General features: G+C 32.1%; 16 protein-coding genes and 1 tRNA gene. 4 read left to right on the top strand and 13 right to left on the bottom strand.

Annotated elements, in window-relative coordinates; genetic code table 11:
- The first annotated feature begins 21 nt into the window (after positions 1-21).
- Entirely contained in the window at positions 22-1,527 is a 1,506-nt protein-coding gene (gltX, locus tag BM053_RS07285) for a glutamate--tRNA ligase (protein ID WP_091475724.1), read from the top strand.
- Positions 1,528-1,567: 40 nt separating this feature from the next.
- Here gltX and BM053_RS07280 read toward each other — a convergent pair whose 3' ends face one another.
- The 4 genes from BM053_RS07280 to BM053_RS07265 all read right to left on the bottom strand — a co-directional run bounded on the left by BM053_RS07280 (position 1,568) and on the right by BM053_RS07265 (position 4,420).
- Positions 1,568-2,311, bottom strand: coding sequence for an outer membrane beta-barrel protein (locus BM053_RS07280; protein WP_091475721.1), 744 nt, complete (start codon positions 2,309-2,311; stop codon positions 1,568-1,570).
- A gap of 27 nt (positions 2,312-2,338) precedes the next feature.
- On the bottom strand, positions 2,339-2,923 hold the full coding sequence (locus BM053_RS07275) for a hypothetical protein (protein ID WP_091475719.1): 585 nt from the start codon (positions 2,921-2,923) through the stop codon (positions 2,339-2,341).
- Positions 2,924-2,928: 5 nt separating this feature from the next.
- The gene (locus BM053_RS07270) at positions 2,929-3,657 is read right to left on the bottom strand and encodes a hypothetical protein (protein WP_091475716.1); all 729 of its coding nucleotides are present in this window, start codon (positions 3,655-3,657) and stop codon (positions 2,929-2,931) included.
- A gap of 103 nt (positions 3,658-3,760) precedes the next feature.
- Positions 3,761-4,420, bottom strand: coding sequence for a hypothetical protein (locus tag BM053_RS07265; RefSeq protein WP_091475714.1), 660 nt, complete (start codon positions 4,418-4,420; stop codon positions 3,761-3,763).
- A gap of 104 nt (positions 4,421-4,524) precedes the next feature.
- Between BM053_RS07265 and BM053_RS07260 the strand changes: the two genes are divergently transcribed.
- Positions 4,525-5,517: an SPFH domain-containing protein gene (locus BM053_RS07260; protein ID WP_091475711.1), complete on the top strand. Its 993-nt coding sequence runs from the start codon at positions 4,525-4,527 to the stop codon at positions 5,515-5,517.
- 28 nt (positions 5,518-5,545) lie between these two features.
- Here BM053_RS07260 and BM053_RS07255 read toward each other — a convergent pair whose 3' ends face one another.
- The 6 genes from BM053_RS07255 to BM053_RS07230 form a co-directional block, all read right to left on the bottom strand.
- Positions 5,546-5,800: a DUF6327 family protein gene (locus BM053_RS07255; protein WP_091475707.1), complete on the bottom strand. Its 255-nt coding sequence runs from the start codon at positions 5,798-5,800 to the stop codon at positions 5,546-5,548.
- A 2-nt stretch (positions 5,801-5,802) separates the two neighbouring features.
- Positions 5,803-6,153, bottom strand: a complete 351-nt coding sequence (locus BM053_RS07250) for a competence protein (protein ID WP_091475704.1) — start codon at positions 6,151-6,153, stop codon at positions 5,803-5,805.
- A gap of 9 nt (positions 6,154-6,162) precedes the next feature.
- Complete coding sequence (locus BM053_RS07245) at positions 6,163-6,492, bottom strand: YtxH domain-containing protein (RefSeq protein ID WP_091475701.1); 330 nt, start codon at positions 6,490-6,492, stop codon at positions 6,163-6,165.
- A gap of 297 nt (positions 6,493-6,789) precedes the next feature.
- Positions 6,790-9,171, bottom strand: a complete 2,382-nt coding sequence (locus BM053_RS07240; RefSeq protein WP_091475698.1) for a T9SS type A sorting domain-containing protein — start codon at positions 9,169-9,171, stop codon at positions 6,790-6,792.
- Between the two features lie 301 nt (positions 9,172-9,472).
- On the bottom strand, positions 9,473-11,848 hold the full coding sequence (locus BM053_RS07235) for a T9SS type A sorting domain-containing protein (protein WP_091475696.1): 2,376 nt from the start codon (positions 11,846-11,848) through the stop codon (positions 9,473-9,475).
- 77 nt (positions 11,849-11,925) lie between these two features.
- Positions 11,926-13,608 (bottom strand): glutamine--tRNA ligase/YqeY domain fusion protein, encoded by a 1,683-nt coding sequence (locus BM053_RS07230; RefSeq protein WP_091475693.1) that lies wholly within the window; start codon positions 13,606-13,608, stop codon positions 11,926-11,928.
- Between the two features lie 147 nt (positions 13,609-13,755).
- Here BM053_RS07230 and folB point away from each other — a divergent pair, with 147 nt between their 5' ends.
- Together folB and BM053_RS12165 are read left to right on the top strand one after the other, a co-directional pair.
- The gene (folB, locus tag BM053_RS07225) at positions 13,756-14,115 is read left to right on the top strand and encodes a dihydroneopterin aldolase (protein WP_091476632.1); all 360 of its coding nucleotides are present in this window, start codon (positions 13,756-13,758) and stop codon (positions 14,113-14,115) included.
- A gap of 105 nt (positions 14,116-14,220) precedes the next feature.
- Positions 14,221-14,291 (top strand) — tRNA-Cys (locus tag BM053_RS12165).
- A 148-nt stretch (positions 14,292-14,439) separates the two neighbouring features.
- On the opposite strand, the gene BM053_RS07220 is transcribed toward BM053_RS12165, so the two are convergent.
- From BM053_RS07220 to BM053_RS07210, 3 genes are all read right to left on the bottom strand, one after another.
- Positions 14,440-15,096 carry a GldM family protein gene (locus BM053_RS07220; RefSeq protein WP_091475690.1) on the bottom strand — a complete coding sequence of 219 codons (657 nt, stop codon included), beginning with the start codon at positions 15,094-15,096 and terminating at the stop codon, positions 14,440-14,442.
- A 62-nt stretch (positions 15,097-15,158) separates the two neighbouring features.
- Positions 15,159-15,836, bottom strand: a complete 678-nt coding sequence (locus BM053_RS07215; protein WP_091475687.1) for a GldM family protein — start codon at positions 15,834-15,836, stop codon at positions 15,159-15,161.
- A 72-nt stretch (positions 15,837-15,908) separates the two neighbouring features.
- A complete protein-coding gene (locus BM053_RS07210; protein WP_091475683.1) occupies positions 15,909-16,592 on the bottom strand; it encodes a LysE family translocator in 684 nt (227 codons plus the stop codon).
- Between the last annotated feature and the right edge of the window lie 27 nt (positions 16,593-16,619).

Below are 16,619 nucleotides of genomic sequence, written 5' to 3'. Positions count from 1 at the left end.
TTTGCATCAAAATTTACAAAAATGTCTAAACAAGTTCGTGTGCGTTTTGCACCAAGCCCAACAGGAGCTTTGCATATAGGCGGTGTTCGTACTGCTTTATTTAATTATTTATTTGCCAAAAAACACAACGGTGTTTTCTTTTTACGAATAGAAGATACCGACCAAAATCGTTTTGTTCCTGGTGCCGAAGAATATATCATGGAATCATTAGAATGGTTAGGAATTTCTCCTGATGAAACGATGGGTAAGAACGAAAAATTTGGTCCTTACAGACAATCTGAAAGAAAACATTTATACAAACAATATGCTGACCAACTGATACATTCTGGTTGGGCTTATTATGCATTTGATACATCTGAAGATTTAGATACTTTACGAAAAACGACTGAAGCAGCAGGAAATACCTTTATTTACAATCATACCGTTCGTGAAACATTAGATAATTCGTTAACCAATTCTCCTGAAAAAGTGGCGGAAAGAATTGCCGCTGGAGAAGATTTTGTAATTCGTTTTAAAACTCCTGTTAATGAAACTTTACATTTAACAGATATTATTCGTGGTGATATTAAGTTTGAAAGTAATTTGTTAGACGATAAGGTTTTATTTAAAAGCGATGGAATGCCAACGTATCATTTGGCCAATATTGTCGATGATCATTTGATGGAAACTTCTCACGTAATTCGTGGGGAAGAATGGTTGCCTTCTATGCCACTGCATGTTTTGTTATACAGAGCATTTGGTTGGGAAGCGCCTGAATTTGCGCATTTACCATTGATATTAAAACCTGTAGGAAACGGAAAATTAAGCAAACGTGATGGCGAAAAACTAGGCTTTCCTGTATTTCCATTGCAATGGAAAACTGAGGAAGGAACTTCATTAGGTTATAAAGAAAATGGATTTTTCCCAGAAGCTGTAATTAATTTCTTAGCTATGTTGGGTTGGAATGACGGAACGGAACAAGAGCTTTTTTCATTAACAGAACTAACCGAAAAATTTGATTTAAATAGAATTCACAAAGCGGGAGCGAAGTTTGACCCTGAGAAAAACAAATGGTTTAATCATCAATATTTGGTTAAGAAAGAAGATAAAGCCTTGGCTGAATTATTCTTACCAATTGTTGAATCGAAAGGAGTTTCTTCAAATTTAGATTATGTAACTAAAGTAGTTGCATCAGTAAAAGAACGTGCTCATTTTGTAAACGAACTTTGGGATTTATCTGATTATTTCTTTGTAGCGCCAACTTCTTATGATGAGAAAGCAGCAAAAAACTGGAAAGAAGAAACGCCAGAATTAATGAAACAATTAATCGTGGTTTTAAATGCTATAGAAAATTTTACATCTGTTAATATTGAAACTATTGTAAAAGATTGGATGACTCAAAACGAAATAGGAATGGGAAAAGTTATGCAACCTTTCCGATTAAGTTTGGTAGGAAAAATGATGGGACCACATTTGTTTGATATCGTAGAAATGATAGGGAAAGAAGAAACAATCAAGCGAATTGAAAAAGCAATAGCAAGTTTATAAAAAAGAAAAAGCCTCGAAATTCGAGGCTTTTTTATTAAAACTATTTTCTTATTCTTTTCCAAAAAATATAAGAAACAGAAAAAGAAATGGTGTTTAGTTTTCCGCTAAGTGTTGGACCTGTATATCTGTTATACTCATCATGGTTATTTGTTTCAACACCTTTAAGACGATTATTTAGACCCTTTGTGTAACGTAAATCAAATCTAAAATCATTATAACCTCCTGTTAAACCAAGACCTGCGTCTAAATTTACTTGTGGCGTGTTTTCGAAACTTCCTTCGTCTAATAAATAAGGTAATAAATATTTGCCTTCTGTGTGGTTGTACTCATTATATGACTCTTCTGAGTAGTTATTAAAATCATACCCAACATTTTTTGTTTTTGCAGGTGTAAACTGCCCTGTAATAGCTGTTGCAAATCCTATTTGCGGTCCTAAAAAGAATTTATCTTCTTCTGGTTTTAGTATATAATAATTAAAGTAAAAACCAATATCTATTGTCTCTGATATATATTTTTGTTCACCCACTGTTTGATAATCGGCAGAGACAGTTTTAAAATTTAATGCTCTATGATTAAACAACATTTCTATTTGGTAATTATAATTTTCATGATAACCCATATTAAAATTAAGACCTGCCTTATAACCGATTCCTGGCGTAGACTGCAAGTCGGAAGATTTTAGCTCTGTTTGAGTTATTCCGGCAGTTACATAAAATCCTCTTGGAGCTTGGCTATATCCTGCGAATGTTGCTAAAAAGATAGCAAATAATAATGCTTTTTTCATTTTTGTTTTATTTCTATTTTTTATATTTTAATTACATTTTATATATCTCTGACTATCAAAAAAACCTAAAACGTTTAAGTGTTTTTCGTCTGTGTCTTCAAATTTTGAAAATTCGCTCATTACTTCCGGACAATCAGAAAAATGTTTGTTTATCATTGGCGAAATTTTCATTCTTGCTCCTTTGTAAACAAAACTTTCATTAAGTTTTACATAATCCAGAATGTTATTATTGTTATCTATGCAATAGATATTGTAGTATTTTGAAGAACCATACTTCCCTATTACCGTTACTGTATAAGATAATAGTTTTCTTTCCTTAGTTTCGGCTAAAACAAAAAAAGCGGTTTCTTTTTCTGACTTACCTTTTGCATTTATTAGTTTGAAAGATTTAAAATAATGTGGTCCTACAATAGCATAATCAAGATCTTTGAATCTGATATATTTTTCCCAACTCTTTCCAACTTCTGCATAAGATATTCTATCGTCTACAACTAAAATTTCTACCGTGTCATCACGCATAACTATTTTTTCGCCTTTTTTATTAAAAAAATAAGCGGTTTGTGCAAAAGATGATAGGCTTAAAAAACAAAGTAAAATAAATAATTTTTTCATAACTATTATGGTTGAGTAACTTTAGACATCGCTGTCATATCAAACGGTAAATCCGAATTAGTAAATAAAACATCACAAAAAACTGCAGATAATTTTCCACCTACATTTGTAACAAGTATTTTTCCAGAATTTGCTCGGCAGAAATAACCTGAATATACTATTGAAACACATACTTCATTATCAGATAAAAATGAAGTTGGACAATCGTTACTAAGATCATAATATCCAGGTAATGGAGTTGAAGCAGATGCAAATTCGATTGTTAAATCACCGTTAGATGCTCCAGCTCTAATTTCGAAACTTCCTCCACTCGTACTTGTGTAAACTGAATTAAAAGTCATACCTGTAAGTGATGAACGAGTAAAAGCCAATGTGTTATTGTTTGGCGTACAACTTACAACAGCCGGAATAACTTCAACAATATTTGAAGATTCTGGAGTTTCACAAATACCTTTTATCATTTTTACTTTATATTCTCCGGCCATAGCTGAAGTTACATTCGAAATTGTTGGATTAGCTAAATTAGACTCAAATCCGTTTGGTCCAGTCCATTTGTAAGTAACAGCAGTGTCTTCAGAAACTGGTGCTTCAAGAACAATTGTTCCTGTTTGAATAACTGGTGAATTAGTTGAAGAAGAAATTTCTGGAAGAATACATCTAACAGGTTCTTCTTTTTGGCAACTTGAAAACAAAATTGCTCCCAATGAAAGGGATACAAGTAATACTTTTTTCATAAATAAAATAGGTTAAAAATAAAATTGAGGTTTTGTAAAATACAAAATCGCGCAAATATAATTATTTGCGCGATTTTATATTAATTTTAGAAAATGTTTTTTCTTACAAATTAAACAACACTTGCCCACTTATAATTCCTAAATGACCTTTGAAATTACTGTTGTTGTTTTTCAATTTTAATTCTTCATTATTATTCAGATTATTCAGGAAATTATTCAAACCATATTGGTAATTAACAACGGCACGAATTCTTTTTGTTCCTGCCGAAATACCAACATAAGCATTTCCGTTAAGCTTTGTAACATCGGTAATTTCTTTAGCCGTTAACAAAGTTCCAGTAACATTATTTAGTTCTGATTTACTATTTATTTTTAGTTTGTCATTTATTTGTAAAACAGGTCCAAAATCTAACGAAAGATGGTTTTTTATCAAATTATAACTAGCCAATAACCGTACTTGAACACCCATTGTTTTAAAATTTACATCTTCCGAAGCGAGTGATAGCGGTTTGGTTGTAGCAACTATAATGTTATTTTCGAAAAATTGCATTCCAAAAATTGCACTAAAATCATTATAGTAATTTCCTCTTACAGCCATTCCTGCAACCCAACCATTTGCTGGTTTTGAAGCAAAATTTGATGTTGTTAATGTCGTTTGGGTAATTCCTCCCATTATTCCTATACGGTTTCCATCACGACGACTATGCTGTGCGGTAATTGTAAGTGAAAAAATGAATGTTAGTACTAAAAATATCTTTTTCATGTCTTGGGAATTTTTTGCGAAAGTAAATATTAATCTTTACATACGAATGTAACTTTTAGAATATTATCACGTATAACCAATATAACAAACTAAAAACTATTACAATGGACGTTATTTTTTATGCTTTTTTAATCTTCGGATTATTTATTTTCTTCTCTAGTTTTTTTACAGTCAAACAACAAACTGCTGTTGTTGTAGAGCGTTTTGGTAAATTTATTGGAATAAGACAATCTGGATTACAACTCAAATTGCCTATTATCGACAAAATTGCAGGTCGTGTAAATCTAAAAATTCAACAATTAGATGTCATGATCGAAACACAAACCAAAGACAACGTTTTTATTAAAATGAAAGTTTCGGTACAGTTTAAAGTTATTCCAGAACATGTTTACGAAGCTTTTTACAAACTAGAATATCCACACGATCAGATTACAGCTTATGTTTTTGATGTTGTTCGTGCCGAAGTTCCAAAATTAATTCTTGATGATGTTTTTCTTCGTAAAGACGATATTGCCGTAGCGGTAAAACGTGAGTTGAACGAAGCCATGACTACTTATGGATACGATATTATTAATACTTTAGTTACCGATATTGATCCAGATATTCAGGTGAAAAATGCCATGAACCGTATCAATGCTGCCGAAAGAGAAAAAACGGCTGCTATGTTCGAATCTGAAGCACAAAGAATTAGAATTGTTGCTAAAGCAAAAGCTGAAGCCGAAAGTAAAAAATTACAAGGTCAAGGTATTGCAGACCAACGTCGTGAAATTGCTAAAGGATTGGTAGAAAGTGTAGCGGTTTTGAATGAAGTAGGAATCAATTCGCAAGAAGCATCGGCACTTATTGTAATCACTCAACATTACGATACTTTACAAGCGATTGGAGCTGATACGAATTCGAATTTGATTTTATTACCTAATTCTCCGCAAGCTGCAAGTGAAATGTTAAATAGTATGGTGACAAGTTTTACAGCTTCAAGCATAATTGGTGAACAAATGAAAAAACAAACACCAAGAGTAAAATCTAAAAATCATACTTCGACTGATTATAATCCATCGGACACATCTGAAGCAAATGAAGCAGGTGAAATAAAATAACTGGAATGTTATTTACAAAAAAAGAGGCTTAATCGCCTCTTTTTCTGTTTAATAACCAATTGATAATATAGGGAATTGCCATTTTACCCATTGTTACATAGGAATCAGAAATTATTTCTTTATAAGAACCTAAAAATCCACTCACTATATTTTGAGGCGTAAAACTTTCCTTGGTTTTTTGAACACTTAGAACCAGTTTCTGATAATTGATTTCTTTTTCTAATTTCAAGATTTCCAGTTCTCTTTCTATTTCGGCGTAAGAAGCATATTTCTTGGTTCCCATAACTAATCGTTAAAAAAGATTTCTGAAAATTTCTCCAAAATGGTTCCTTCTACAATTTTGTCTTTTATCAAAAATAAAAACAATGAAAGAACAAAATAAATACCACCAACAATCAAGAATCCCATAGGATAATTTTCTAACGATTTGCCAATCGTCAATGCCCCAGCAATCGAACAAAACAACAACACCATTAAAAAACACAATAAAATTAAAGTGAATTTCAAAATCATTGTAGTAGATTTCATTGCCACCTTAAAACCCCACAATTTATAATAAGCCAAATGGCTATCGATATAAGCTTGAGCCTGATCTTGAATATTTTCGGTATTTTCTTTTAATTCTTCGAAAGCCATACGCTAAATTTAGTTTTGAAGTTTGGCATTGTGTTTTTTAAGATCTTTCAATTTATCTTCCAAAAAAGAAATTACTTCTTCCGTTTTATGATTAGTATGAGAAAGTAGTTCTTTGTACGTTTCTTCTAAATCGTGATTATTACTTGAAAACTTATGTTTCAATTCATCGGCAATACTTTCGAATTTATGTTTTATATTATTCTTAGTTTCGTCGAAACCTTCTTTAATTTTTTCTCTTGTTTTAGAACCTTTATCTGGTGCAAACAAAATTCCAAGTGTAGCTCCAACTGCGGCTCCTGCCAAAAGAGCATACATTGCTTTTTTTGTGGTAGTTTCCATATTTTTTAAATTTTAAAAGTTACTTCTCATAAAGATAGCGCTTTATTAATATTTCTATGTTAACAACGCGTTAAACTACATTTTTATTACACAAAAAGTAAATACAGCTGATTTTTTAAAATGTTTTTCTGAAAACACATATTGGCGTCTGAAAATTTAGAAAACGCCTTAAAATCGATTTATGAAGGTCGCTTTTTTAATAAAAAATCTATTTTTATTTAAGTTTTAATAATAAATATCTATAATAGAAAAATCCACTCGAAAGTGGATTTTTTATATATAAAAGTTATAATTTTTTTATTCTTTAATTAACTTCAAAGAAGTAATGCCTTTCTCGGTTTTAATTTTGGCAACATAAATTCCTTTAGGTAAAAATTCGATGTTAATTTCATTAGTAGTGTTTTGTTGGTGCAAAACTCTTTTACCAATTAAATCATAAATTTCTATTTCGTTTACCGCTTCATTACCAGAAATTGAAAAACTGTTTTTAACTGGGTTAGGGTAAATGGTTGTTTGATTTAAAGAATAGGTGTTTTCGTTTGTACTTAGAGCATTTTCAACTCCGAAATATTTAGCAAAAGCTCTAGTTGAACTATACACTACATACGGCACATTGTTACTACCTAGAGCAAGGGAAGTGTAAGTAGTTGCTCCAGCAGAAAAACCCACAGTACCCACCAATTCCCAATCCAATAAAGTACTGTTGTATTTTTGAACCGTAGCTTTATTTCCATTTGCTGCATCTTGATACACAACATACGGCACATTGTTACTGTCTAGAGCTAGGGAAATGTAAATGGCTCCAGCAGCAGAAAAACCTGAAGTACCCACCAATTCCCATGACGTACCGTTGTATTTATGAACTGTGGCAGCATTACCATTTACAGCATCTGAATACACTACATACGGTACATTGTTACTGTCTAGAGCTAGGGAAGTATAAAGGACCATTCCAGTAGAAAAACCTGCAGTACCAACCAATACCCATGACGTACCGTTGTATTTTTGAACCGTGGCTTTATGTCCATTTATACTATCTTGATACACCACATACGGCACATTATTACTGTCTAGAGCAAGGTAAGTGTAATTGGCTGTACCAGCAGAAAAACCTGCATTACCAACCAATTCCCAAGAGGTACCGTTGTATTTTTGAACCGTAATTTTATCTCCATTTGTAGTATCTGGATACGCCACATATGGCACATTGTTACTGTCTAAAACTAGGGAAAGGGAAGAAGTGGAAAGGGCTCCTCCAGTTGAAAAACCTGCAGTACCAACCAATACCCATGATGTACCGTTGAATTTTTGAACCGTAATTTTACTTCCATTTAGTTCATCTATATAAGCCACATACGGTACATTATTACTGTCTAGTGCAAGGGAAGTGTTACGGGCTCCTCCATCTGAAAAACCTGCAGTACCTACAAAATCCCACGACGTACCGTTGTATTTTAGAACCGTGGATTTACTTGCATTTACATTATCACGATACACCACATACGGCATATTGTTACTGTCTAGAACTAGGGAAGTATAAGTGGCTGTTCCAGTAGAAAAACCCGCAGTTCCAACTAATTCCCATAACGTACCGTTGTATTTTCGAACCGTAGCTTTAAATCCATTTCCAAAATCTTTACACACCACATACGGCACATTGTTACTGTCTAAAGCTATAGAAGGAGTATGTGCTTCTCCAGTAGAAAAAGCCACAGTACCCACCAATTGCCATGACGAACCGTTTAATTTTTGAACTGTGGCTTTTGATCCATTTACACCATCTTGATACACCACATACGGCACATTATTACTATCTAATGCTAAGGAAGTATCATAAGCTAATCCAGCTGAAAAAGCCGCAGAACCCACCAATACCCATGAAGTTCCGTTGAATTTTCGAACCGTGGCTTTATCTCCATTTGCAACATCTTGATACGCAACATACGGCACATTGTTACTCCCTAGAACTAGGGAAGGAGATTTGGCTACTCCAGTAGAAAAACCCGCAGTACCTACAAAATCCCATGACGTACCGTTGAATTTTTTAACGGTGGCTTTTTGTCCATTTGCATAATCTCTATACACCACATATGGTACATTGTTACTGTCTAGAGCTAGGGAAGTATCATAGGCTATACCAACTGAAAAACCCGCAGTACCAACCAATTCCCATAACGTACCGTTATATTTTTGAACCGTGGCTCTATATCCATTTGAAACATCACTAAACACAACATACGGTATATTGTTACTGTCTATGGTTATTGAAGTATAATAGGCAACTCCATTAGAAACAGCACCAACCAATACCCATGACGTACCATTGAATTTTTGAACTATACCTCTATCTCCAGCTGCAGCATCTCTATACACAACATACGGCACATTATTACTGTCTAGAGCTAGGGAAATTCCATTAGCTACTCCAGCAGAAAAACCTGCATTACCAACCAATTCCCAAGAGGTACCGTTGTATTTTTGAACCGTAATTTTATCTCCATTTCCATCATCTTGATACGCCACATATGGCACATTGTTACTGTCTAGAACTAAAGTAGTGAAATCGACTCCATTATATGACGCTTGATTAAAATCATCAGGACCAATAGGCCTCCAAGCCTCTTGAGCCACTAAAAGAGTGTTTATTAAAAATAAACATAAGAGAAAAGTTTTTTTCATTGACAAAAATATTAAAGTTATTTAAAAATGTTTATACAAATATAATGATTAAAATTCTTACAAAAATTAAATTTTTTTTGGTGTTTTTTGTATTTTATGTATTGTATTTAAGTTATTTACAGTAATTGTTTTTCTGAAAATATATATTGCGTCTAAAAATTTAGAAAATGCCTTAAAATTAATTTATGAAGGTTACTTTTTTAATAAAAAATCTATTTTTATTTAAGTTTTAATAATAAATATCTATAATAGAAAAATCCACTCGAAAGTGGATTTTTTATATATAAAAGTTATAATTTTTTTATTCTTTAATTAACTTCAAAGAAGTAATGCCTTTTTCGGTTTTTATTTTTGCAACGTAAATTCCGTTCGGTAAAAATTGAATATTAATTTCTTTGTTTGGATTTTGCTGATGTAATACTTTTTTCCCAACTAAATCGAAAATATCAATTTCGTTTACAGCTTCATTACCAGAAATTGAAAAACTGTTTTTAACTGGGTTTGGGTAAATTGATGTTTTGTTTAGAGAATAGGTGTTTTCCTTTGTGCTTAGAGCGTTTTCAATACCAAAATATTTAGCGTAAGCACCAGTAGATTCATAGGCAACATAAGGAATATTATTACTGTTAAAAACCATAGAAACACCTCTCGAATGCCCTGATGAAACACTTGTTCCAACCATTTCCCATGCTGTACCATTAAATTTTTGTACAAATACATGGTTGCCATTATTTAAATCACTGTAAGAAACATAAGGAATATTATTTCCATTTATTTTTAAGGTAATAAATTCGGCATAACCGGAAGAAAATCCTTGTAATCCAACAACTTCCCAAGCTGTTCCGTTAAATTTTTGAACAGTTGCTTTACAGCTTACGGTACAGTCAGTATAAGCAATAAAGGGGATGTTACTGCTGTTAAAAGCAAGGCATGTATTATTGGTATATCCGGCAGATATACCTGACACTCCTACAACTTCCCAATTAGTTCCATTAAATTTTTGAACAAATGATTTATTTCCAACACTTGAATCGTCATAGGCAACATAAGGAATATTATTAGAATCAAACTTCAATGTAATATAGCTCGCATATCCCGCAGAAAAGCCTGAAGTTCCAACCAATACCCAACTTGTGCCATTGTATTTTTTAACAACAATTTTTCCTCCAAATGAATCATCTTTATAAGCAACATAAGGTACGTTATTATTATCAATTGTTAATGAAATATACCCTGCAAACCCAGTAGAAAATCCTTGTGATCCAACAGTTACCCAACTAGTACCATTAAATTTTTTAACGGTTATTTTATAGGATAGCGGGTTGTCTCTGTAGGCTACATATGGAATATTATTATTGTCTATATCGATAGAAACAAAATCAGCCTGTCCGTTAGAAAAACCAGCTGTTCCAACTGTTTGCCAGGTTGTTCCATTATACTTTTTTACTGTTGCTTTATTACCATTAGTAAGCTCCCTGTATATAAAATACGGAACATTGTTATTATCAATTGCTAAAAAATTAGTATAAATTGCATCTGAAGTTTCAGCAAAACCATAATTACCAACCATTTCCCAAGATGTTCCGTTGAATTTCTGTACTCTTGCTTTTCCTCCATAATACGTTTTACTGTAGACCACATAGGGAACATTGTTGTTATCTATTGCAATGGAGGTATAATCTGCCATTTCAACAGATATTACACCCGTACCTACAGGTTGCCAGGCTGTTCCGTTAAATTTTCTAATTGTGGTTTTATCATTATTCAGCACATCTTTATAAACTATATAAGGCTGGTTACTACTATTGATCGCTATCGATGTATAATCGGCTGTACCTGCTGATATGCCCACAGTTCCAACTACCTGCCAGTTTATACCATCAAATTTTTGCACAGTAGCCTTATTTCCGTTTGCGATATCTTTATAAACAACATACGGTAAATTATTAACGTCTGTTGCTATAGCTATGTAATCTGCTCCACCGGCTGAAAATCCTGAAAGGCCAACTACTTGCCAAGCTGCACCATTAAATTTCTGAACAGTAACTTTATTGCTATTTGAAGCATCTTTATAGGAAACAAGAGGAGTGTTAGTATTATCAAAAACAATAGAGGTATAGTCAGCTCCACCAACTGAAAATCCAGCTGTTCCTACAAATTCCCATGCAGCACCATTAAATTTCTGCACGGTTATTTTATTAACGTTACTTGCGTCTTTGTATGTTACAAAAGGCACATTATTATTGTCAATTGCAATAGCTGTATAATCTGCTTGATCTGTTGAAAAACCAAGCGTTCCGACTACTTCCCAAAATGTTCCATTAAATTTTTGCACCGTAATTTTATTACTATTGGCAACATCTTTGTAAGCAACGTAGGGAATATTATTGTTATCAATTACTATGGAAGTATAATCGGCCTGACCTGTTGAGAATCCAGCAGAACCTACATATTCCCAATTAGTTCCATTATATTTTCTAACACATATTTTTTTAGCATTATTTTGATCACTGCATACTACATAAGGAGTATTATTATTATCGATTGCAATTTTGGTATAATATGAATAACTAAGAGATGGCTGATTATAATCATCTGGACCAATAGGCCTCCAATCGTCTTGTGCAAAAAGTGTAATACGTGTTAAAAGCAAACTGATAAGTAATATTTTTTTCATTTTATATATTTGAAAATTGTTGAAAATTAAAATAAAAGCCTTGATTAACAAGGCTTTTGAATGCTATTAAATAATTATTATTTACTTTCTACTTTTGCCCAAGTATCTCTCAAGCCAACCGTTTTATTAAAAACTAATTTTTCAGATGAAGAATCTCTATCAACACAGAAATAACCCAAACGTTGAAATTGGAAATGATCCAATTCATTTGAAGTTTGTAAACTTGGTTCTACATAACCTGTAATCACTTTTAAGGATTCTGGATTGATGTATTCTTTGAAGTCCACATCTTTATTTCCATCCGGATTTTCATGTGTGAAAAGTCGGTCGTAAACTCTAACTTCTGCTTCTTTTGCATGAGCGATAGAAACCCAATGAATAACTCCTTTTACTTTACGATTACTGGCTTCTGTTCCGCTTCCAGATTTAGAATCTACATCGTACGTGCAATGAATTTCTGTAATATTTCCTTCAGCATCTTTTACAACTGATTCACCTTTAATAATATAAGCATTTTTTAAACGTACTTCTGTTCCTAAAGTCAAACGGAAAAATTTCTTATCTGCTTCTTCTTTAAAATCTTCTCTTTCGATATATAATTCTTTAGAAAAAGGAACTTCTCTGTAAGTCATTACTTCTTCTTCAGAATTATTTTCGGCTGTTAACCATTCTTCTTTTCCTTCAGGATAATTCGTAATTACTAATTTAATTGGATTTAAAACTGCCATAACACGTGGTGCTATTTTATTTAAATCTTCACGAACACAGAAATCTAATAACGAAACATCGATTAAATTATCACGTTTTGCTATACCAATAGTGTTCGCAAAATTACGAATCGCTGTAGCGGTAATTCCTCGTCTTCTCATTCCAGAAATAGTACTCATACGAGGATCGTCCCAGCTGGTAACGTGTTTTTCTTCTACTAATTGAGCTAATTTTCGTTTCGAAACAACGGTGTGAGATAAGTTTCTACGAGCAAATTCTCTTTGCTTTGGTCGCACTTTAGTTTCATCATAAATTTGGTTCAAAAACCAATCGTATAATTCTCTATGAGGTAAAAATTCTAACGTACAAAATGAATGTGAAATTTGTTCTAAATAATCACTTTCGCCATGTGCCCAATCATACATCGGATAAATACACCAATCGTTTCCTGTGCGGTGGTGATGCGCGTGCATAATACGATAAATAATAGGATCACGCATGAGCATATTGTTGGCATTCATACTAATTTTAGCACGCAAAACATGAGTTCCTTTTTCGAATTCTCCGTTTTTCATACGTGTAAATAAGTCTAAATTTTCTTCGACAGAACGAGTTCTAAAAGGAGAATCTGTTCCTGAAGTTGTTGGTGTTCCTTTTTGAATAGCCATATCTTCAGAAGATTGACTATCCACATAAGCTTTATCTTTTTTGATTAATTCGACCGCCCAATCATATAATTGTTGGAAATAATCGGAAGCATAACATTCTTTATCCCAAGAATAACCTAGCCATTCTACGTCTTTTTTAATCGCATCAACAAATTCTTGCTCTTCTTTTGAAGGATTTGTATCGTCAAAACGTAAATTAACAGGTGCTTTATAATCTATTCCTAAACCAAAATTAAGGCAAATTGCACTGGCATGACCGACGTGTAAATACCCATTTGGTTCTGGTGGGAAACGAAAACGTAATTTGTCCTGAGGCAAACCCTTTTTTAAATCCTCTTCTATAATTTGTTCAATAAAATTGAGTGCTTTCTCTTCAGTTGACATAATTTTGTATAATTTTAGCAAAGATAAATAAATGTTGGCTATTTGGTTAATCGTTGGTTTGGTTATTTGATAAATGATGACTAAAAATCGAGTATTTAAGCAATATTGTCGAATAAACAAATTCACAAATCCACAAATAAACTCAAAATGGGCATTATAAAACTAAAAAACATACGTACTTTTTCTTATCATGGTTGTTTGATCGAAGAGGGAAAAATTGGTTCGGATTACAAAGTTGATTTAGAGATAAAAACCGATTTACGCCGTTCTTCTTTGTCAGATAACTTAAAAGATACGGTCGATTATGTACTTTTGAACCGAATTGTAGTCGAAGAAATGGCGATTCGTTCGCATTTATTAGAACATGTAGCCAACAGAATTATAACAAGAATCTTTTCAGAAATAGCTTCTGTTTCTAGAATTATTGTGGCTGTTTCTAAATTAAATCCGCCTATTGGTGGTGATGTTGAAGCGGTTACGATTGAAATGGAAGAATATAGAAACTAGAATTAATTGATAAATGATAATTATCAATTGATAATTTTTAAAAATTTGTAATTATCAATTGTTAATTATTAATAGTTTCTTATATTTGCAATCCGCTAAACAAAGGGCGTCGTGGCCGAGCGGCTAGGCTGGGCTCTGCAAAAGCTCCTACTCCGGTTCGAATCCGGACGATGCCTCAAGAAGAGATACAGAAATGTGTCTCTTTTTTTTGTGGAAAATTTTTAGAAAAAATTAATTAAATATATGGTTCGAATCCGTCCCGATGGCTATCGCGGGAGATACCTCTAAAACCTTCAAAGAAATTTAGAGGTTTTTTTATGGGATTTAATTAACAACTTTAAAAGATATAGGTGCTGGCGAACGGGGAAAACATGCCTCAGGACTCATATAATTTGTTTTAATATTTGAAATTATTAAATAATCTCTCTTTTTCGCAGAATTAATAATTTTTAGAGCCTCATTATTAAATTTATTTCCTTCAACAGTAATTGATTTATTGTTAATTGATAGATTGAATTGAGTTACTTCAGGATTAATATTAAATAAAAAATCAATCATTTTATAATTAACTATGGCTTTTTTTAATTCTTCTTTGGTAAATCTCAAAACACTACCGTTTGTAGAATATTCATCATTTAAAGTACCAATCGGTTTTGGTAAACCTTTTATCCTAAAAATATGTTCTTCAGTAACTTTAGCACCATCTAATTTTTCAATCTCAACAATCACTTTTGTTTCCGTTCCTGCTCCAGCACGTAAGACATATTTTCCATCTTCATTTTGTGAAACACCATCGCCAGTAATTTTATAAGATTTGGCATTATTTACAGCAATAGAAATAGGATTTTGAATACCTCGATAAACTACATTCATTCTATCAGCAGAAACGACAGAAATATTACCTTTTTTAACAGGAGAAATGGAGTCATTTTGAGGAAATACTACAATAGGAAATAGTAATAAAAACAATAGTTTTTTCATAATAAGACTTTATTTATATACTCTAGAAATTCCCTTTTATTATTTGTTTGAAGAGTTAAAAACTACTTAGTTTCCAATATTCTCCTAATCTTCACCACAGGAGTTTTCATGATGGATAAACCAATATCGGAGGCGAAAGTAAACTTATGAATCACAATTAAAGTAGCTTTATCGTTAGCGGCAATAGCTTCATAAATATCTTGTGGTATTTTGTCTCCTTTTACTTCAAAACTGTCTAAGAAATCACCATTTGAATTTGATAAATGAATTCTAAAGCTTGTAACCGTGATGTTATAATCTAACAGATAGTCGATTAATTTAACTGTAATTTCAGCATTTAAAAGCTCTTTACTTGACATTTCAATCGTACACTCTCCATTAATACAACCTTTTTTGTTTACAAGTAAAGCGGCATAGGGTAATTCTTTTGTTCTAAAAATGTGTTCTTCGATAACTTTAGTAGAATCGGATGTTTGTATTTCAACCTGAACTTTAGTGTCTTTTAATGTTTTAGGTTTGATACTATAAGTACCATCAATGTTTTGTAAAACCGATTCCCCTTTAACTTTGAAAGGTTTCGAATCTTTTACATTAACCAAAAAAGGATTTAAAATCCCTTTATAAACAAAATTTAGTTTGTTTAATCCAATTAATGATAAGTTTGGTTTTACTACTGGAATTGAATCGTTTTGAGCAAAAAGGGGTAAAGAAAATAATAATAAAAGTAAAAGTTTTTTCATAGTTGGTGTTAATCAAATTTTATAAAATCACTGAAATTAATTCAGCATAAATTGGGTGCAAAATAATAAAATTTACTTTTTCTCAATCTTCTCAATTGTATTGGTTACAAAGGTTTTGTCACTAGGAAACCAGCCTTGTGATAACAAAAAAATACCAAAAACAATTAATAAAATACTGCTTACTTTTTTAATTTTTATAATATTCTCTGTAGTTAATTTGTTTCTTAATTGTTTAGATAAAAGTATTTTACCAATATCTGTAATGATATAAGTAACGATAACCGTGGTAAAAAACCAAATAACATTAGAAAGTTCCATGTGCATTTTAGGTACAAAGGTTATAATGATTAACAACCAAAAACCCAAAACTCCTATGTTGATAAAATTGAGTAAAAATCCTTTTATAAATAGGTTTAAATAGTCTTTTTTGATTAATTCGACTGCTTCTTCTTCTACTTCGGCTTTGTGTGCTTTACGAAGTTTGAAATAAGAAATTAATCCATAAGTTACCATGATAATACCTCCGAAAATAAACAAAGCTGGATCGTCTTTTAGACTCTGAATTAATCGGTAACTTCCTAAATAGGCCACACCTATAAAAAAAACATCGGCAAGAATAACGCCTAAATCAAAGATTAAAGCAGCACGAAAACCTTTGGTAATACTAATTTCTAGGAGTACAAAAAATACTGGTCCTATCATGAAACTTAAAAATATTCCTAATGGGATTCCGTTACCTAAAATATATTGAATCATAAAGTTTTTTAATTAATATTCCGATGA

Origin of the sequence: Flavobacterium swingsii (assembly GCF_900111965.1) — a bacterium.
Lineage (GTDB): Bacteria > Bacteroidota > Bacteroidia > Flavobacteriales > Flavobacteriaceae > Flavobacterium > Flavobacterium swingsii.
The sequence above is the reverse complement of the archived record's forward strand: the minus strand, read 5'-3'. Positions and strand labels throughout refer to the sequence as shown.